Genomic DNA, 18,400 nt, shown 5'->3' with positions numbered 1-18,400 from the left:
ATCGTCGGTGCGACGCTTCCTGCGGGAGGGGTGGCGCCGGCGATTTTTTTCGTGAAGTGACGGGTAAAAGAGGCGTGTAGAAGGAGTGAGAGGCGTGCAGTTTATTCACGCAGCAGATTTACATTTAGATAGTCCGTTTTTGGGGCTGACGACCCTGCCGAATGCCTTATTGACGCGGATTCGCCAGTCAACGTTCGCCGCAGCGACCAAGATTTTTGACCGGGCGTTAGCGGAACACGTCGATTTCGTGGTCCTGGCCGGTGATCTCTTTGACCGCGCCGAGCAGAGTGTGGCGGCCCAGGCCTATCTCTTCGACCAATTCGAACGGTTGAACCAGGCTCAGATTCCCGTATTCGTCAGTTTTGGGAATCATGATTACGCCACGGATCAGCACCAAGCGGTGGCATATCCTGCGAACGTGACGGTCTTTACGGACCAGGTGGGCACCCAGACCTTGACCCTAGCGTCGGGGGAGACGGTTGCCGTGAGCGGCTTTAGTTATCCGCAACGGTGGGTCACCGCGGACCCACTACCGGATTTCCCACCACATGCCCAGACGGATTGGCATATCGGCCTTTTGCACGGGGCGGTGGCGACTGGCGGGACGGCGGACCACTACGCGCCCTTCACCTTAGCTGAGTTGCTAGCTAAACGGTATGATTATTGGGCGTTGGGCCACATCCATCACCGGCAGCAGTTAAACGCCCAACCACCCGTGATCTATGCGGGCAATCCGCAGGGGCGGACCCAACAGGAGACTGGCACCAAGGGGGCCTACCTGGTCACCAGCCAGGGACGACAGTTGGTCCCGCAATTCTTTGCGACGGCTGACCTCTTATGGGAGACGGCCACGGTGACCACGGCCGCCACGACCCTCACGGAGCTGGAAGCTGCACTGACGACTTGGGTGCGGGCGCATCCGGCCTCACAGCTGACCCTGACCCCCTTAACGCTGCAGCTGACCGCCGAGTTAACGCCGGCGGACCAGACGCAATGGCGGGCCACCGACTGGCCGGCATTGTACCACCGAACGCACCGCGCGGACCTGACTGCGGCACAGCGCTACTTTCCGCAGATGACCCTGCAAGGGCCCACCGCGCACCTCCAAGCGCCCCAGCTCGATCAGACGTACTGGGATCAGGGGGCCGCGGCGACCTTTACCCCGGCAGCGATTCAGCAGTTGTTCGGGAAGTTGGCCCAAGAACCCAGTCTGGCAGATTGGCTGGATACGCAGGTGACTCCGCAGGACTTAGCGACCTTAGCGACCCAGCAACTTCAAGGGTTGATGAACCAGGAGGGACACGATGTATCTTAAAACCTTAACGTTATTTGGTTACGGTCAGTTCCACGACCGGACCTTCTCGTTGGACCGGGGACTGAACGTCATTTTAGGGCCCAACGAGGCTGGGAAATCGACCATTACCCAGTTCATCACCGCTATTTTATTTGGCTTTCCCACCAAAAAACACCCGGCGTTACGCTACGAACCGCTGGATGGGAGTCGTTTCGGGGGGAGTATCGAGCTGGTCAAGGATCAGGTGACGTACCTGGTGACCCGGGTGGATGGTCCCCGGGGCGGTCGGGTGACCCTCAAGAACCTGACCACGGACTTGCCGTTGCCGGCGACGCAATTGTCCACGTTGCTGGCCCCGGTCGATGCACAGCTCTTTACCAACGTCTACGCCGTTAACGAGATGCGATTGGGCGCGGTTTTTCAGGCTTCCAAGCAGGTCTTGACGGAACACCTGCAACATGTTGGGGCGGTCGGGAGCGACTTTTGGCTGGAGCAGGCTAAGACCTTGGACCAGACGGCGGAGACGCTCTATAAGCCCCAAGGCCGCAAGCCAACGTTAAACCAGTTGTTACAAGAGCATCAGGCGTTACGTGACAAATTGGCCAAGGCCAATGAATCCTACACCACCTACTGGCAGTTGCTTAAGGACCAGCGGGATAGTCACCAGCAGCAAGTTACGTTACAGCACCGCTTGACGAAACAGCGGACAACGACGGACCAATTGACGCATTTGCAAGCACAGTGGTCAACTTTTGAGCAATGGCAACGTCTGGGGACGGCGACGGACCAGCCGACCACGGGATTTAGCCAGGAGGATGCCACTGAACTGGAACGGTTACGCCACCAGCTCACCGCCAGTCAGACCAGTGCCCAGGCCAATCAGCGCCGGTTACGGGACCTCCAGGCTCATACCCAACTATCGAGCCTGTTCCAACAGTACTTACGGGTTCCCGACCAGGTCGATCCCTTATTCGACCAGTTAGCCGCGCAGACGGCAGCGGGTCAGGAACGCGACCGCTTAGCGGCTACGGACCAGGAGCTGGCGCAGCGCATGGGGGCCATTGAACAGCAGTACGCTACGGCGGATGGTCGGATGCCCCGGCCGTTCTCGTTGCAGACGACCCAGACCTTTAAGCAGGCGCAAGCAGACCTGCAGCTGGCGACCCAGAAGCGTCGCCGGTTGCAACAGGAGCTGAATCAGCTCAATGCCCAGTATCAGGCTGCCCAACCCACGCGACGACAACGGAATCCGTTGGCTGATAAACAGTTGGGCTGGTTGGCCGCTGGGTTGGTGATCCTGGTCGGGGCCATGTTCCTACCAGGAACGCTCTTTAAACTGATTGGGGCCGTCCTGGGAATCGTGGTGGGCTATTATGGGGTCTTCATCGTTGACGGCGAAACGCCGGCTAGTCGGGAAGCCCAGCAGCTGACTGCGGATATCCGGGATACACAGGCCCAATTGCGCGAGGGCAACCACCGAATCGATGACCTGAATAACCAGATTGACGCCGTGGGGACCAGTCACGGCCTCGACCACTTGCCCGTGGAACAATGGTTTGCAGCCCAGACGGCGATTGGGGAGTGGGAACGGTTGACCGCTCAGCGGCAGACCGTCCATGACCAGTTAGATCAGGCCACAGCGCAAGTGACCACGTTTATGACGCAGGCGACCACCGCACTACCGACGCTTAAGGGCCAGTCATTGACCAGTATCTTGACGCAGTTGCGGCAATTGCAGAGTACTCAGCAACGGCTGATCACCCAGAACGGAGAGTTGGCCAACCTGACGGGACGAATTCGTCAGGACCAGGCCGCCGTTAAAACCGCGGAGCACGCGGTGGCGACCTTCTTACGGACCCGGAACGTTCCGGACACGGCGACCTTTTATCAGACCTACCAGGCTATCCGGGACCAAGGTAATCGGACGGCCCAACGCCAGGCCTTGGCCGATCAGTTGGGTGCAGAGACTTTAGCGGCGCTACAACGCTTCTCGGATCAACACCAGTTACAGCAGCAGGTTCAGGCGGCGCAGGACCAGCAACGAGCCACCCAGCACCAACTGGATGCGGTCACGACGCGGTTAGCCACGTTGGCCGGTCAGCTGGCTCAACTGACCACTAACGGGACTCAGACCGTATTGCGTCAGCGGTTGGCTAACCTGGAGACTCAGATGCGCGCGACCACGCAAGACTGGTTGGTCGCACGGCTGACCAGTCAATGGATTCGCGCCACGTTATTGGCGGCATCTGGGGATCGGTTGCCCCGAATCGTGGCGCGGACTAGTACTTTTTATGCGCAACTCACGGAAAACCGGTATACTAAACTTGACTTAACAGCGGAAACGTTACGAGTACGCCGGGCGGCCGATGGGGTCTGGCTGACTGTGGACCAATTGTCCCGGGGAACGGCCGAGCAGTTGGACCTGGCCATGAAGTTGGCCTTTGCGGTGGTTATGCAGCCCCAGGCGGCCATGCCGTTAGTGATTGACGATGGCTTGGTCAACTTCGATGCGCAACGGCGGCAGGCGGCTTATCGCTTGTTGACCAAGTTAGGCCAGCAGTTGCAGATCATTCTGCTGACAGCCGATGCGGCAGCGGCACAACCAGCCACTGGGCGGCGAGTCTTAACGTTGACGACTTAGAAAGGGTGATTCGATGACGACAAAGAAACAACTGATGGACTATGCGGTCGATGACGCGGTGGACCTGTTTGTCCTCCTGAAGTCGGCGGACGTACGGACTGCGAAGAACGGGAAACCGTACATTGCACTGGTTTTTGAAGACCGGTCGGGAGAAATCTCCGGTAAGTATTGGGACGCTAGCCCCGCGGATACCGAACAATTTGTCGCGGGTCAGGTGGTTCATTTGCAGGGGCGGCGAGAGAAGTACCAGACGCACCCGCAAATCAAGATTACCCATATGCGGTTAGCCACGCCGGGGGATGGTCTCAGTGCGGCCGACTTTATCGAACAGGCACCGATGACCCGCGAGGCCATGGAAGACTACATTAACCAGACGATCTTTGAGATCACCCAACCCACCTGGCAACGCCTGGTACGACGTCTCCTGACGGAATTTCGGGACCAGTTCTTTACTTACCCGGCGGCGAAGAGTAACCACCACGCGTTCAAGGGGGGCCTAGCCTTCCACACGATTTCCATCTTGCGGTTGGCCCACTCAGTCACGGCCCAGTACCCGGACTTAAATGCACCGTTGTTATACGCAGGCGCGATTCTACACGACCTGGGAAAGACGATTGAGCTGTCGGGGCCCGAAGCCACCACCTACACGCTGGCGGGGAACTTGGTCGGGCACATCGTCTTGATCGATGGGGAACTGGTACGGGCGTGTGACCCGTTGAAATTGGATCCTCAAGCGGAAGATGTGCTACTCTTACGGCACATGATCTTGGCCCATCATGGCTTGCTGGAGTACGGATCGCCCGTTCGACCAGCATTACGGGAGGCCGAGGTCTTGCACCAGCTCGATGAACTCGATGCGTCCATCATGATGTTGGATACCGTGGTCGGGCATACCGCACCGGGTGAGTTCTCGGAACGGGTCTTCGCTTTGGATGGTCGCCGATTCTACCGGCCGAACCAGTCAGGGCCAGTAACGCCTCAGGAATGATGAATTGAAAGATGAAAAGGGAAGCATCCAGATTAGGGCGGCTCACTGAGCGACCTGATCCGGATGCTTCTTTTTTGGTGTTTAGGCCGAAAAAAAACGACCCGCCGGTGGGCGAGTCGTTTTAGGTGGTTAGGAATTACTTAGATGATGAGGATGAGGAGCTGCTTGACAGGTAATCTGACAAGATGTTCTTCAAGTCGTTGTCCTTGATGGAAACGTTCCCCTTCTTCAAGACCTTGGCAACAACGTTGTGCAGCACCGTGCTGTCGTTCATGTCGTTGTCGATGATTTGTTGCTTCAGTTCAGCCTTGTGTTGCTTCAGGGTACCCTTACCAGGGTTGTTCAACATCAAGATAACGTGATAACCGTATTGCGTCTTAACAGGCGTTGCGGTGTATTCGTCAGTGCTCAACTTGAAGGCGGCCTTCTTAAAGGTCGAGTCCAAAGACGTGTCGGTACTATCGAAGGCCGTTAACTTACCGCCCTTCTTCTTAGTTGCCGTATCCGTGGAGTACTTCTTAGCTAACTTAGTAAATTCGCTTTCCAAGTTGGCCTTCTTAGTGTCCTTTAAGTCGTTGATGACCTTAGTGGCCGTGGACTTCTTAGCAACTAAGATGTGAGCAACGGTGACCTTAGGCTGGTAACTCTTGAATTGCTTCTGGAGTTGCTTGTCCGTGACCTTGACGTTGTCCTTAACGGCTTCCTTCAACAGTAAGTTGGACCGGATTTCGGTCTTCAAGCTGGATTGCGTCATCCCACTTTGGGTCAAGACGCTATTAAAGGAAGAACCGTATTGGGCCTTGTACTTGTTGAACTGCTTGGTCACAGCATCCTTGCTGACTTTGCTACCGTATTGCTTCTCTAAGACCTTGTTCAAGATCATTTGTTGCAAGACTTGCTTACCGGAAGAGGTCCCTTTCAGGCTACTGTAGTAGGCACTTTCGGTAATCTTACCACCGTTCGTCGTGGCAACGGTCTGACTCCCACAACCAGCAAGCGTGAAAGATAAGAGCACACCGGCTAGGGCGATAAACCATTTCTTCATATTCTTCAACACATCCATTCATCAAAATTGGTGTTCATCACCATACTCGAACATCATAACACAAAAAATCGTAAACCTAAAAAGGTCCCGGAACTTTTACAAAACCTTCAAAATTGTGACTGTTCTAAATGGTCCAGGGTTTCCTCAATTTTAGCCACCCGGGGGGCCACTTTGAACTGAAATTTATCAATCTGCGTTTGAATCGTGTTAAGCGTCTGGGTCCCGTCTTCGATGGCTTGCGCCAGTTTCTGTGCGTCGCTAGCCACCCGGTCTTGCGCGGTTTTAACGTTGTCGAGCTGTTGCGCCGTGTGGGTGGCTTGGCGTTTGACCTGACGGCCCCAAGTGAGGGGATCTTGCTGGGTCAAGGCTAAGTAAGTTGCTAAACCAACACCGGCAGCCACCGTAACGCCGGCAACGAAGCGTCCAATTCCCATCGTCTATCCCTCCAGATGTGATTTGATGGCCGTTTGAATCGCGGCGTATTTCGCAGGCGTGTAGTTGTCCGCGTTATCCTTGAAGATCATCTTAAAGTCGTCTTGGTCGCTGTAGCGCGGAACCAAGTGAATGTGGGAGTGGAAGACTGATTGGTAGGCCACCTTACCATTATTGTTCAGAATGTTCATCCCAGCGATGGTGGGGTCGGCCGCCTGAATCGCGCGGGCAATCTTAGGGATACGTGAGAAGACCGCCGCTGCGAGGTCCGCGTCGTAGGCGAAGATGTCCTTGACGTGGGTCTTGGGAATCACCAGCGTGTGGCCGGGCGTCCCTTGTGAGATATCCAAAAACGCCTTAACAACGTTGTCTTCGTAGACGGTGTAACTGGGAATCTGACCTTGGAGAATCTTGCAGAAGACGCAATCATCGTCGTAGTGTGGTTCGAGGGTCATTGATGCCATGAGAACTCCTTCTTTCATTTCAATTTCATCCATTATACACCACCCATCTGGTTCAGTTCTACGGCGACCGTTCGTTCATAGGGCCGACTATGGTATAATAGGGCGGTTAATTCAGAAGAAACGCTCTGCAAGCGGGGTGCGTATCACTCGCGGCAGGGGATAAAACTCGTAGAAATGAAGGGATGTTTAGATGGCGTTAACGGTAAGCCATGTCGTGGGGGGCTACTCCCAGATTCCCGTCTTAAAAGATATCAGTTTCGACGTCAAAGACGGTGAACTTGTCGGCTTGATTGGCCTGAACGGAGCTGGGAAGTCCACGACGATTAATCATATTATTGGGCTGTTGACCCCGCACAAGGGGACCATCACGATCAATGGGGTCACGATTACCCAGGATAGTCAGGCCTATAAGCAACAGATCGCCTATATTCCCGAAACGCCAGTTCTGTATCAAGAGCTGACTTTGCGGGAACACCTCGAAATGGCCATGATGGCCTATGACCTCGATCAAGACCAGGCTTGGGAGACGGCGAAAAAGTTATTGAAGACTTTCCGGTTGGCCAATAAGCTGGATTGGTTCCCCGCGAACTTTTCCAAGGGGATGAAGCAAAAGGTCATGATCGTTTGTGCCTTCTTGACCCAAGCCAAGTTGTTCATCATTGATGAGCCTTTCTTGGGACTGGATCCATTGGCCGTCAATGACCTGCTGCACCTGATTCAAGAACGTAAGGCGCAGGGGGCCAGTATCCTGATGTCGACGCACGTGCTGGACACTGCCCAACGGTATTGTGACCGGTTCGTCTTATTGCACTCGGGGCAGGTCAAGACTGAGGGAACGCTTAGTGAGTTACAAGCCGCTCTTCCGGAAGCGGGAGAATCACTGAACGACATCTACCTCTCCATGACCAAGGTCGATCGCCAATGATCCAGTTGTTTAAGAACCGGCGGGCCCGTCATCTCCGGGAAATGGCGAAGTACCTGCGGTTAGTATTTAATGACTTTTTCGTATTTGCGCTCCTCTTCTTCTTGGGTGGCCTGGGATTAGGCTACTCCAACCTCTTAAAGACCTTAACGTCGGGCCTGTGGTGGGCGCCCTTAGTGGCGCTGGTGGTGTTGGGAATTACGGTCCAAGTGGGCCGGTTCGCCACGTTGATCGAAGATGCTGACCGGGTCTTCCTGTTGCCCAAAGAGCGGGCCATGCAGGGGTATCTGGTCGCCGCCCGACGGTACAGCCAATGGCTGGCCCAGGCAACGCAACTGATCGTCCTATTCATCATGACGCCTTACCTGCGGGTGACGCTGAGTTGGTCGTTGGCCACGGTTGCAGGTCTCGCGGTGACTCAGGTGATCTTGAAGGATACCTTGTTGCGCCTAGACCTCGCGAGTGCCTATCAGGTAACGGGACAACGGCGGATGAACCACTGGACCAACAAGTGGGGCTTGAGTCTAATCGTTCTGGCCGTGGGGCTATGGGCTAACCCGTGGCTCGCAGCGATTCTAGCCATCTTAGCTGACGGGGCCGTAGCCGTGTGGTTCCAGCAGCACTGGCAGCGGCAACAGATTCGTTGGCGAGAACAGATTGCGCTCGAAGATAACCGGATGCTAGGCATTTATCGGTTCTTTAACCTCTTTACCGATGTGCCGATGGTCTCAGGAACGATTCACCGGCGGCACTACCTCGACGGCCTGTTGCGGCGGATTCCCGTCCGGCACGATCAAGCCTATCTGTACCTTTATAGTCGGGGGATGCTGCGGGGTACCGAGTTCAGTGGCTTGGTGGTGCGCTTAACGGTGATTGGGATGATCCTGCTGGCTTTCATCCAGGGAACTTGGTTGCCGGTAATCTTAACGGCACTGTTCATCTACTTGATTGGGTTTCAACTGTTGCCGTTCTTCCAGCAGTACGACGATATCGTGTTCACGCACGTCTATCCGTTGACTTGGGAACAGCGGTTACGAAGTTTTGTGCAGCTGGTGACCCTGATTCTGACCACTACGGCCGGGCTGATGTGTTTAGTCGTGATCTTAGCGGATCGGCGGTTACTGCCGGCACTAGGAACGGTAGGGGTCGCAGCGGTAGAGGTCTGGTACCTCGCTCGCGTCTACACACCGCAGCGGTTAAAACGCGCGGCGCAAAATAAAGGTTGACGCCAACTACTTTTCCCCCTAAAATTAATAATAGCTGACAAATTTACGAAAGGGGTGGCGCGATGGCACCGAATATGCGTGACGGCTGGCAACTTTATCCACTAGGTGGCAATACCGGAACAGCGTATATGGGCACCAAGGCTTCCCAGAAAGTCTTTTTGAAGCAGAATGCGTCACCGTTTTTGGCCGCTCTTTCGGTTGAAGGCATCACGCCCCGGTTAGTCTGGACCAAGCGTCTGGCAAGTGGGGACGTGATGACGGCTCAAGAATGGTTGAACGGCCGAACCTTGCGGCGGGGGGAGATGCGTGAAGAGCGCGTTGCCCGGTTGCTTCATCGCGTGCACCATTCGCAATTACTCCATGACATGTTGAACAAAGTCGGCGGCCGGTCTACGACGCCCGCCCAGTTATTGAACCGTTTGGCGCCAACCTTAGCGTTGACGTTGCGCCAACACCCGCTGATTCAACGGGCGTTACAAGCCTTAGAAGCGGAACAACCCCAACTGCCCACGACTGCGTACGAAGTTTGTCATGGTGATTTGAATCATAAGAACTGGTTGCTCTCAGAGCGCCAACGGCTCTACCTGGTTGACTGGGACGCCGCGACCTTTGCGGATCCGGCGTTTGACCTAGGAGCGTTATTATGTGAATACGTCCCGTTAGAGGAGTGGCAACGGTGGCTCCAAGATTACGGGGAACAGGTGACCGATGAGCTGACCAGTCGAGTGAATTGGTACGCCCGGGTTCACTGCATTACCGTGATTGCGGAGAGTTATCGTCAGTCGCGTTTTCAAATTATGAATCAACATTTAATCTTACTCGAAAAACTGACGCGTGAGTCAGTGCATGATTAACTAGGACGGCGGGTCGGGAGCCTTACTTCCAACCCGCCGTTCGTCATATTAAGGAGGAATATACCATGCGTGTACGTAACAAGCCTTGGGCCAAGGACTACCTGGCCGCCCACGAAGACCTTTTGGTCATGGAACCGGAAAGCCTGAAGGGCAACTGGCAGAGTCGTTTCCCTAAAGCTCAGCCGCTAAACATTGAGATTGGGACGGGGAAGGGTCAGTTCATCGTCGAGATGGCCCGCCAGCACCCGGAACGCAACTTTATCGGCATCGAAATTCAGACGTCCGTGATTGCGGTCGCGTTGAAGAAGGTGGTGGCCAGCGAACTGACCAACATCCAAATGGTCCACACGGATGGCGAAGCCGTGAATACGCTCTTTAACCCAGGCGAGGTTGCGGGCCTGTTCTTAAACTTCTCCGATCCGTGGCCTAAGAAGCGGCACGCTAAGCGGCGGTTGACGTCACCGGTCTTTCTGGCCCACTATCAAGACGTCCTGCAACCGGGTGGCCAGCTGCAATTCAAGACGGATAACCGGGGGTTGTTCGAATACTCGTTGCAGAGCCTAAACAATTTTCCGATGGTCTTTGACGGGGTCTGGCTGGACCTGCATCAAGCCACGGATGGCGTGGAAGATATTCAGACGGAATACGAACAAAAATTCTCCGCGAAGGGGCCCATCTACCAAGTGATCGCCCACTTCCCAGAAGAACCGATTAACTAGCACGTTGAGCTCAGACCAAGCGTCTGGGCTTTTTTGATACGCGTGAGAAAAAAGGGCGATGGGCTGCGGAACCTTTAACTAAAGGGGGACGGGGAGATGTTAGTCGCGGAAGTGCAACGTCAGTTGGTGGATGCTCGGGTGGCGAATCGGCAGACGACCTATCACTGTCCGGCCTGCCACGCCCCGGTTCGCTTGCACCGGGGACGCCAAGTGCCCCCATACTTTGCCCATCTCCCGCAAGCGGCGTGTGTGATCAGTAGCGAAGGAGAGACCCCGGAGCATCTCCGGGGAAAACGCCAACTGGCGGCGTTCTTTCACCCTTGGGGTCCAGCCACACTAGAGCGGGTACTACCGACGATTCACCAGCGCGCAGACGTCTGGATCGGGCATCAGGCACAGCCCGTAGCCGTGGAGTTTCAATGCAGTCCCTTAGCGCTCGAGGCCGTTGCCCAGCGTACGGCGGGATACCGGCAGTTGGGCGTCTATCCGTTGTGGTTCTTAGGCCACCGGTATCGGCGGCAGCGGCTGAATTGGCGCTTGATCGAGCGCTTCGCCAGTTGGTTGCCGCAATGGGGCTTGTGCCTATTATTTTGGGATGTCCGGCGCGCCTGCTTAGTGGTCCGGCACCATCTGCGTCAAGATGCCGTGGGACGCTACTGGGGTGGCCAACGACGAATCGGTAACTGGGCGCAATTTCTCTTAGGGACCACGCCGCCAATGGCGCAATCGGTCCTGGACGACCACCGGCTTCGCTTACAGTGGACCCGCAATTTGCAGCGGCAGGCGCCCCAACTGCGACTGATTCAAGAACAGCTCTATCTGACGGGCCACCACTTGGCCGGCTTCCCGGGCGTCTTAGCGACGACCCAATCGACGGCGCCCGTTTTTGGCCAAGGCCTATTACTTTGGCGGATCGTAATGGGGGCGTGGCTCTTTCAGGGGAGTCCTGAAGTCACGGTAGCCGAGGTCCGAACGCTCAGCCACCGTGCCTATGAGCTGGTGGGCGGTCACGCCCGTGGCGTTCGTTTTCAAGCTACCGGCGTGTTGAGAAGTGCCCAGGAGCAGTTGCTGGCTGATCTGGTTACCGGGGGATACCTGGTCCCCAACGCGCAAGGCTGGCGGGTCCGGCAGACGCCCCGGTGGTTTCACGACTATTCCGATTGGTTAAAAAATCATGAGAAAATTAAATTTTGAAAAGGATTTTTGCTGGGGAAAGTGCTAAACTGGCACTAGATAACTTTTAAGGAGATGCAAGTAGATGCGACAAATTCCTCAACGGTCCGCAGTGCCAACCGAGTTGACCTGGGATCTCACGTCAATTTACCCGAATGATGCGGCGTTTAGCCAAGCGTTAGTCGACATTCAAAAGCTGGCTGATGAAACGGCCCAACTCAAAGGACAGTTAGCCCAGAGTGGAGCCGACTTGTACCGAGTCACCACGGCGATCTTTAGCCTGTACCGGCAGCTAGAGAAAGCGGAAGTCTATGCGTCCATGAAGAACGACCAGGATACGGGTAACGCGACCTATCAAGGTTTCGACGATCAGGTCGGTAGTTTACTGGCCAAAGTCGGAACGGCGATTGCGTGGTTCGAACCAGAAGTTTTGGCTTTGACGCCGGAAGACTTACAGGCGTTGATTGATGCGGAGCCGAAGTTGGCTGCGTACCAACACTACTTCGACGTTTTGAGCCGGGAACGGCCCCATACCTTGTCGGAGTCCGAGGAGCGTCTCTTAGCCGGCGCCGGGGATGTCTTGGACGCCTCAGCACGGACCTTCGGGGTGCTGTCGAACGCGGATTTGAAGTTCCCCGTGGTCCAAGACGAAGACGGGAACGACGTACGCTTGTCCGAAGGGCTCTACGGCGTCTTATTGGAGTCAGTAAAGCCTGCGGTGCGTGAACAGGCCTTTAAGGCGTTGTACAGCGTCTTCCAGCAATTCCGGCATACGTTTGCGGCCACGTTATCCAGCGAGGTCAAGAAGAATAACTACTTGGCACACGTGCGGCACTATGCCAGTGCTCGGGAAGCGGCCATGAGTGCGAACACGATTCCGGCGGTGGTCTACGATACGCTGGTCAAGACCGTTAACCAGCACTTGGGGTCGTTACACGACTACGTGGCACTTCGTAAGGAGCTGTTAGGGTTACCCGAACTGCACATGTATGACCTGTATACGCCAATTACGGGGGAACCCAGCCTGAAGTATACCTATCCGGAGGCCCAACAAGAGGCGTTAAAGGCCTTAGCAGTGCTAGGTCCCGATTACGTGGCGAACGTTCAGAAGATGTTTGATACCCGGGCCATCGATGTGGTCGAGAACCAGGGGAAGCGCACGGGGGCGTACTCTGGTGGGATGTACGATACCAAACCGTACATCTTGTTGAACTGGCAGGACAGTCTGGAGAGCCTGTACACGCTGGTCCATGAGATGGGCCACAGTATGCACAGTCACTATACCCGGACCAATCAGCCTTACCAGTATGGGGATTATTCCATTTTCGTCGCCGAAATCGCGTCGACCACGAATGAAAACCTCTTAACGGATTACTTGTTGAAGACCCAAAAGGATCCTAAAGTCCGGGCATTCATCCTGAACCACTACCTGGATGGGTTCAAGGGCACCGTCTACCGGCAGACCCAGTTTGCGGAATTCGAAGACTACATCCACCGGCAAGCGGATGCGGGTCAATCCCTGACCGCCGACTTCATGAGTGATTTCTACGGAAAGCTGAACGCACGGTACTACGGTGATGCGGTGATTTCCGATCCGCAGATTGCGGATGAATGGACGCGCATTCCGCACTTCTACTACAACTATTACGTCTACCAGTACGCGACGGGCTTTGCCGCAGCCACCACGCTGGCGGGACGAATCCTGAGTGGCGACCCAGCTAAGCGGGATGCCTACCTGGGCTACCTTAAAGCCGGGAAGTCGGACTTGCCGCTGAACGTGATGCGCCAAGCAGGGGTGGACATGACCCAACCGGATTACCTGGAGACGGCCTTTAAGACCTTCGACGACCGGTTAGCCGAGTTTAAACAACTGGCACGTAAGTTGAAGGCAACGAAATAGGACCGGTTTTCCAACCAAACGCTTGCGATGGTCATCCGCCTTACCAGACGGCCAGACAGTCCCTAGCCAACACACGAGATAAGTCACGCAGGTTGCGGGACCATTCCCGTGACGTTGTTAATTAAAAACGACCGTTTCTTACCGGCTCAAGTCCTGGTAAGAAACGGTCGTTTTGTGAACTGAAGGGAGTTTAGTGGTTAAAACTCTGCCAATCCCGTTGCCAATGGATCCCCATGGTCTTTTCGCCGGTATGGACGCTGATAGCGGGGCCAAGCTGGCTGCGGGTGATGCGAATGGCGGGGAACTGAGCGGCCAGTTGGGTCTGCCACTGGGCCGCAAGTTCGGGGTGGTTGGCATCGATGATGGTGGCGTGTAGGGGATAGTCGACTCGTTCTTGGGTGGCCGCGAGTCGGGTGGTCATGTAGCTGAAGGCTCGGCGCATGGTCCGGGCTTTGTCGATGGCGATGATCTGCCCCGCGGCGTTGAACGTCAGGAGGGGTTTAATGTTGAGCAGGCTCCCCACTAGAGCGGAACGGTTGCTTAACCGGCCCGTTCGTGCGAGGTGGCGGAGACTGTCGACGGCGAAGTAGACCTCTTGGGTATCCCGCAACCGTTCAAGGGTGGCGGCAATCGTGGCGGCATCTTGCCCAGCCGCGATGAGGCGCCCGGCTAGGAGACACAGGTTAGCCTCCCCAGCACTCGCCATCAGAGAGTCGATGGGGTAGACCGTAGCTTTAGTGTAAGTCTGACAGAACATCTTAAGGTTACTCATGAACGAGGTGATTCCGCTAGAAAGGTGGATCGAAATGATTTGCGTGATGCCTTGGGCCACCAGCTGATCGTAGGCCGCCTCGATCTGGCCTAGGGAGACCTGTGCCGTGGTGGGCAACGCCTGGTTATTCTGTAAGTAGTCGTAGAATTGACGGTTGGAGAGGGCGGATTCGGGGTATTGATGGGCGCCGAGGATCACCGTGATGGGTAGCACGGTGATGTTGAATTTCTGAATCTGAGCGGGTGTTAAGTAGGAAGCAGTATCGGTCACAATAGCAATTGGCATGGATGGTGTCGCCCCTTTACGTTTCATAAAATTGAATGGCTTAAGCATACCATAGTCTAAGTGGTTGCGGGCAGAAAAAAAGGCCCACCACAGGGGCCGGTCTCACCAAGGTGACTGTTCAAATTAGAGGACGTGCAGGTTGGGGCGATGGTCACCCACTAAAGCGGCGGCTGGTTGATCCAGTTCCCGCATTAGGGAGGCTTTGGTCGCCACACCTTGGTTTTCACATACGTCGCACAGGGCTTCGTATGTGACGTCGTTGAGGAGGAGACCGTATTGCGACACATCACAGTTGAAGATCACTGCGGAAGAGGAGTGTTCAATCTTCATTTCGGCAGCGAGTTTTTGGTCGGTCTGGAAGGCCTGTTTGGCCAAGTCGGATTGGCAGTCTTCCTGGAACATATCCAGGTCTAAGCGGCAGTCGCGAGCAGCCTGCAAGGTTAAGTCTTCAGACAGGGCTTCGTGCCGCGTAATGACTGCGGATTGAAGGTTCAACAGGAATTGACGACCTTTGCGTTTCCCTTGGAAGAGCGCCGCTTTGTAAGCCAAGACCGCTTGATAGTAAGTATCGAAGCAGGCATTGCGCTGTTCTAGGGTCGGGTGGGATGAAGCAAGCGCCTGTTCCACGATTTGCTGGTTCAAAAGGGGAACGAATTGAAAGGACACTTTCTGATTGAGATGGTCGGCCAACTTCATGATGTTATGTTCGGATCGCATACACCGAGCGCCCAGTGGGTTGACGAACAAATAAACTTCTAACACATTGCTTCCTCCTAATATCTGTTCTCGCTGGCAATCACCACGGGTTACCATACAAAATCACAACACTACTACATTAGCAAAAATTTCAAAAAACGCAATCGGAACGTTTGTTTGCGGGTAAATGACCGTTCGCAAACGTGATAAGTTTTTTTACGCAACTTAATCATGCTACATTTTGCGGGCGAGGTAAAGGCAAACGCCTCATGAAAGTTAATCCAGGCATTTGAGATAAAGTGAGCAAATTTGTCGGGGCGGGGATGAGTAATTAGATTCAGTTCCTTCCAAAATATGGTAAAATCGAGAAGTGATAACGTGGAATCAAGGTTGGGGGAAAGCGTCATGATTGAAAATTGGGACCAATTTTTATTGCCTTATCAACAGGCAGTGAGCGAACTCAAGGTGAAGTTGCGGGGGATGCGCAAGCAGTTTGAAAACCGCAACCAGCGCTCGCCAATCGAATTCGTCACCGGACGGGTCAAGCCCGTTCCCAGCATTAAGGAAAAAATGACCCGCCGCCACGTGACCGAGGAACGCTTGGAACAGGACATGCAAGACATTGCAGGGCTGCGGATCATGTGTCAATTCGTCGAAGACATCTACCAAGTCGTGGATCTGCTCCGGAAACGAACGGATTTGACCATCCTCGAAGAACGCGATTATATTCATAACGAAAAGCCTAGTGGCTACCGGTCGTACCACATTGTGGTCGAGTACCCGGTGCAGTTGGTCACGGGAGAAAAGAAGATTCTAGCTGAGATTCAAGTCCGGACGTTAGCCATGAATTTCTGGGCGACGATTGAGCACTCGTTAAATTATAAGTACCAGGGTGCCTTTCCGGATGATTTGAGCCGGCGGTTACAACGGGCCGCCGAAGCCGCCTTTAAGCTGGACACGGAAATGTCCGAAATTCGCGAGGAGATTCAAGAAGCTCAGCATTATTCGCCCCAGGGGCAGGCTGAGAAGAACTCCCCGCAGAAATAGGGAAGAATGTTTATGAAAGTTTCCATTTTTAGTAATAATGGGCAGTCGTCCCGAAAAGTGGCCACGGCTCTGCACCGCGGGTTAACTGCCGCGGGGATTACCATCGATAGTCTCAATCCAGACATCGTGGTCACGGTCGGCGGCGATGGAACCCTGTTATCGGCGTTCCACCACTATAACGACCGGTTAGATAAAGTCCGGTTCGTGGGGATTCATACGGGTCACTTAGGCTTCTACACGGATTGGCGGGACTATGAGGTCAACGACCTGATTCAAAGCCTGATTCGCGATAACCGGCAGAGCGTCAGTTACCCGTTACTGAACATCGAAGTGGAATACGCGGACGGAACCCACTCAGATCAAGCGTTGGCCCTCAATGAGTCGACCATTAAGAAGGTTTCAGGGACCATGGTGGCCGACGTTTATATTAAAGGGGAACTCTTCGAGAGTTTTCGGGGCGACGGGCTGTGCATCTCCACCCCGACCGGCTCCACGGCCTATAACAAGTCCGTGGGTGGTGCGGTCCTGAACCCGCGGTTTAACGCGATTCAGATGGCCGAAATTGCATCGATCAATAATCTGGTCTTTCGGACGTTAGGGTCCCCGTTGATTATTCCGGCGGACGAGTGGATTCGTGTCGAACCCGCCGAAGCCACCGATAACGTCTTGATGTGTGACCAGTTAAGCATCGAAGGACGGCCCATTAAGGCCATCTCTTACCGGATTGCGCGCCAACGAATCGCGTTTGCGGAGTACCGACACACCCACTTCTGGCAACGGGTCGAGTCGTCGTTTATTGGGAGAGAAGCCCGATGACGGCCTTTGAGTGGCAAGTGACGGGGACTGCTCCGGAGCACGTCCGGACGGTCTTAATGGCCCATGGGGTGACGCGCACCTACCTGAAGCAGGTCAAGTTCCACGGTGGGGTGGTCACGTTAGATGGCCAGCCAGTGCGTGTGATCGCCATGGCGCGACCGGGACAGACGGTGGGGTTACAGTTGCCGCCAGAGCAACCCAACGCCCACGTTGCCGTCTCCTTTGGCCCGCTAGACATCCTGTACGAAGACGCGCACTTCTTGGTGGTCAATAAGCCCGCTAAGATGGCGTCGGTCCCGTCGCACCTCTACCCGGACGATACCTTAGCCAATCGCGTGAAGGGGCATCTGATTCAGATTGACGCCCCCAGTACCGTGACCCACATCGTCACGCGGTTGGACCGGGAGACCAGTGGGGCCGTGTTGTTTGCTAAGCACCACTTCGCGCATTCCATCCTGGATAAGCAACTGAAACTGGGACAATTGGATAAGCGCTACGTGGCAGTCGCACAAGGTCAGGTCCGGCCGACCCACCAACTGGTTGAGTTGCCGATTGGCCGGGCGGCGGATTCGTTCATTAAGCGCTGCGTGCGGCCGGATGGTCGGGCGGCGCAGACGGAGTTGTGGGTCCGGCGGCAATCGGCGACGGCGAGCCTGTTAGCCGTGAAGTTGCATACGGGCCGGACTCATCAGATTCGGGTCCACTGTCAAGCCATTGGCCATCCGCTCTTGGGTGATTGGCTTTACGGCCGGCAATCGAATCCTTGGATTCACCGGCAGGCGCTCCATTGTGCGCGCCTACGGTTCTACCAGCCATTCTTGGAACGCTGGATTACCTGTTACGCGCCGTTGCCCGCTGATATGGCTCGGGTCATTGCGCACGAACACTTAAATTAATAGTTTGAAATCGTTTGTCGTTAGGGCAAACGATTTTTTTTATCCTTTACGCGGTTCGTTGAAGTCGGCCGGGGCGGGTAAATAAGGTCACGACCAAAACCAAGCGTGGTCGCTGTTGTCTGGAATCCGTGTCCCGTAGACTTAATGCTGAGCGTTGACCCATTAAGGGGTCAATGAAATTGAAACACATTGAATTCGGGGAACTGGGTCGACTGACTCTTGGGGGGATC

The 18,400-nt window shown here is 55.1% G+C and carries 17 protein-coding genes; 12 read left to right on the top strand and 5 right to left on the bottom strand.

The genetic code is table 11. From position 1 onward, the window contains the following. Positions 1–94 precede the first annotated feature (94 nt). The 3 genes from RIN67_RS08130 to RIN67_RS08120 are packed head-to-tail and all read left to right on the top strand — an operon-like array spanning position 95 to position 4,923. A complete protein-coding gene (locus RIN67_RS08130) occupies positions 95–1,315 on the top strand; it encodes a metallophosphoesterase family protein (protein ID WP_264999255.1) in 1,221 nt (406 codons plus the stop codon). Continuing rightward, entirely contained in the window at positions 1,305–3,935 is a 2,631-nt protein-coding gene (locus RIN67_RS08125) for an ATP-binding protein (protein WP_264999256.1), read from the top strand. Before RIN67_RS08130 ends, RIN67_RS08125 begins: the two co-directional genes overlap by 11 nt. A gap of 13 nt (positions 3,936–3,948) precedes the next feature. Continuing rightward, entirely contained in the window at positions 3,949–4,923 is a 975-nt protein-coding gene (locus tag RIN67_RS08120; protein ID WP_056944550.1) for a 3'-5' exoribonuclease YhaM family protein, read from the top strand. A 136-nt stretch (positions 4,924–5,059) separates the two neighbouring features. On the opposite strand, the gene RIN67_RS08115 is transcribed toward RIN67_RS08120, so the two are convergent. The 3 genes from RIN67_RS08115 to RIN67_RS08105 form a co-directional block, all read right to left on the bottom strand. Continuing rightward, positions 5,060–5,968, bottom strand: a complete 909-nt coding sequence (locus RIN67_RS08115; RefSeq protein ID WP_264999257.1) for a peptidylprolyl isomerase PrsA — start codon at positions 5,966–5,968, stop codon at positions 5,060–5,062. Positions 5,969–6,075: 107 nt separating this feature from the next. Continuing rightward, positions 6,076–6,402 carry a hypothetical protein gene (locus RIN67_RS08110; protein WP_024746032.1) on the bottom strand — a complete coding sequence of 109 codons (327 nt, stop codon included), beginning with the start codon at positions 6,400–6,402 and terminating at the stop codon, positions 6,076–6,078. 3 nt (positions 6,403–6,405) lie between these two features. Beyond that, a complete protein-coding gene (locus tag RIN67_RS08105) occupies positions 6,406–6,864 on the bottom strand; it encodes an HIT family protein (RefSeq protein ID WP_371862347.1) in 459 nt (152 codons plus the stop codon). Between the two features lie 190 nt (positions 6,865–7,054). Between RIN67_RS08105 and RIN67_RS08100 the strand changes: the two genes are divergently transcribed. The 6 genes from RIN67_RS08100 (at position 7,055) to pepF (ending at position 13,658) form a co-directional block, all read left to right on the top strand. Next, positions 7,055–7,789, top strand: a complete 735-nt coding sequence (locus RIN67_RS08100; RefSeq protein WP_056944553.1) for an ABC transporter ATP-binding protein — start codon at positions 7,055–7,057, stop codon at positions 7,787–7,789. Next, a complete protein-coding gene (locus tag RIN67_RS08095) occupies positions 7,786–9,012 on the top strand; it encodes an ABC transporter permease (protein WP_264999258.1) in 1,227 nt (408 codons plus the stop codon). The genes RIN67_RS08100 and RIN67_RS08095 overlap by 4 nt, the downstream gene beginning before the upstream one ends. A gap of 62 nt (positions 9,013–9,074) precedes the next feature. Continuing rightward, positions 9,075–9,866, top strand: coding sequence for a phosphotransferase family protein (locus RIN67_RS08090; protein WP_024746036.1), 792 nt, complete (start codon positions 9,075–9,077; stop codon positions 9,864–9,866). A gap of 65 nt (positions 9,867–9,931) precedes the next feature. After that, positions 9,932–10,585 carry a tRNA (guanosine(46)-N7)-methyltransferase TrmB gene (trmB, locus tag RIN67_RS08085; RefSeq protein WP_024746037.1) on the top strand — a complete coding sequence of 218 codons (654 nt, stop codon included), beginning with the start codon at positions 9,932–9,934 and terminating at the stop codon, positions 10,583–10,585. A 96-nt stretch (positions 10,586–10,681) separates the two neighbouring features. Beyond that, on the top strand, positions 10,682–11,779 hold the full coding sequence (locus RIN67_RS08080; protein ID WP_264999259.1) for a competence protein CoiA: 1,098 nt from the start codon (positions 10,682–10,684) through the stop codon (positions 11,777–11,779). Between the two features lie 64 nt (positions 11,780–11,843). After that, positions 11,844–13,658, top strand: coding sequence for an oligoendopeptidase F (gene pepF, locus RIN67_RS08075; protein ID WP_313825935.1), 1,815 nt, complete (start codon positions 11,844–11,846; stop codon positions 13,656–13,658). A 190-nt stretch (positions 13,659–13,848) separates the two neighbouring features. Here the strand turns inward: pepF and RIN67_RS08070 are convergent, their stop codons facing one another. Further along, positions 13,849–14,715 (bottom strand): DegV family protein, encoded by an 867-nt coding sequence (locus RIN67_RS08070; RefSeq protein ID WP_264999261.1) that lies wholly within the window; start codon positions 14,713–14,715, stop codon positions 13,849–13,851. Between the two features lie 123 nt (positions 14,716–14,838). Next, entirely contained in the window at positions 14,839–15,477 is a 639-nt protein-coding gene (locus tag RIN67_RS08065) for a DsbA family protein (RefSeq protein ID WP_313825936.1), read from the bottom strand. Positions 15,478–15,816: 339 nt separating this feature from the next. Between RIN67_RS08065 and yjbM the strand changes: the two genes are divergently transcribed. The 3 genes from yjbM to RIN67_RS08050 are packed head-to-tail and all read left to right on the top strand — an operon-like array spanning position 15,817 to position 18,170. Further along, entirely contained in the window at positions 15,817–16,458 is a 642-nt protein-coding gene (gene yjbM / locus RIN67_RS08060; protein WP_024746041.1) for a GTP diphosphokinase, read from the top strand. Positions 16,459–16,470: 12 nt separating this feature from the next. Next, positions 16,471–17,274 carry an NAD kinase gene (locus RIN67_RS08055; RefSeq protein ID WP_024746042.1) on the top strand — a complete coding sequence of 268 codons (804 nt, stop codon included), beginning with the start codon at positions 16,471–16,473 and terminating at the stop codon, positions 17,272–17,274. Next, positions 17,271–18,170 (top strand): RluA family pseudouridine synthase, encoded by a 900-nt coding sequence (locus RIN67_RS08050; RefSeq protein ID WP_024746043.1) that lies wholly within the window; start codon positions 17,271–17,273, stop codon positions 18,168–18,170. The genes RIN67_RS08055 and RIN67_RS08050 overlap by 4 nt, the downstream gene beginning before the upstream one ends. Positions 18,171–18,400: the final 230 nt, after the last annotated feature.

It is taken from the genome of Levilactobacillus namurensis (assembly GCF_032197885.1).
GTDB lineage: Bacteria > Bacillota > Bacilli > Lactobacillales > Lactobacillaceae > Levilactobacillus > Levilactobacillus namurensis_A.
Note: the sequence above shows the minus strand (reverse complement) of the source record. Positions and strands in the feature narration are given on the sequence as shown.

Bases quoted from the DNA above. Each gene is read 5' to 3' on its own strand.
- RIN67_RS08125 (WP_264999256.1), top strand. From the start codon at position 1,305: ATGTATCTTAAAACCTTAACGTTATTTGGTTACGGTCAGTTCCACGAC.
- RIN67_RS08120 (WP_056944550.1), top strand. From the start codon at position 3,949: ATGACGACAAAGAAACAACTGATGGACTATGCGGTCGATGACGCGGTG.
- RIN67_RS08115 (WP_264999257.1), bottom strand. From the start codon at position 5,968: ATGAAGAAATGGTTTATCGCCCTAGCCGGTGTGCTCTTATCTTTCACG.
- RIN67_RS08110 (WP_024746032.1), bottom strand. From the start codon at position 6,402: ATGGGAATTGGACGCTTCGTTGCCGGCGTTACGGTGGCTGCCGGTGTT.
- RIN67_RS08105 (WP_371862347.1), bottom strand. From the start codon at position 6,864: ATGGCATCAATGACCCTCGAACCACACTACGACGATGATTGCGTCTTC.
- RIN67_RS08100 (WP_056944553.1), top strand. From the start codon at position 7,055: ATGGCGTTAACGGTAAGCCATGTCGTGGGGGGCTACTCCCAGATTCCC.
- RIN67_RS08095 (WP_264999258.1), top strand. From the start codon at position 7,786: ATGATCCAGTTGTTTAAGAACCGGCGGGCCCGTCATCTCCGGGAAATG.
- RIN67_RS08090 (WP_024746036.1), top strand. From the start codon at position 9,075: ATGGCACCGAATATGCGTGACGGCTGGCAACTTTATCCACTAGGTGGC.
- trmB (WP_024746037.1), top strand. From the start codon at position 9,932: ATGCGTGTACGTAACAAGCCTTGGGCCAAGGACTACCTGGCCGCCCAC.
- RIN67_RS08080 (WP_264999259.1), top strand. From the start codon at position 10,682: ATGTTAGTCGCGGAAGTGCAACGTCAGTTGGTGGATGCTCGGGTGGCG.
- pepF (WP_313825935.1), top strand. From the start codon at position 11,844: ATGCGACAAATTCCTCAACGGTCCGCAGTGCCAACCGAGTTGACCTGG.
- RIN67_RS08070 (WP_264999261.1), bottom strand. From the start codon at position 14,715: ATGCCAATTGCTATTGTGACCGATACTGCTTCCTACTTAACACCCGCT.
- yjbM (WP_024746041.1), top strand. From the start codon at position 15,817: ATGATTGAAAATTGGGACCAATTTTTATTGCCTTATCAACAGGCAGTG.
- RIN67_RS08055 (WP_024746042.1), top strand. From the start codon at position 16,471: ATGAAAGTTTCCATTTTTAGTAATAATGGGCAGTCGTCCCGAAAAGTG.
- RIN67_RS08050 (WP_024746043.1), top strand. From the start codon at position 17,271: ATGACGGCCTTTGAGTGGCAAGTGACGGGGACTGCTCCGGAGCACGTC.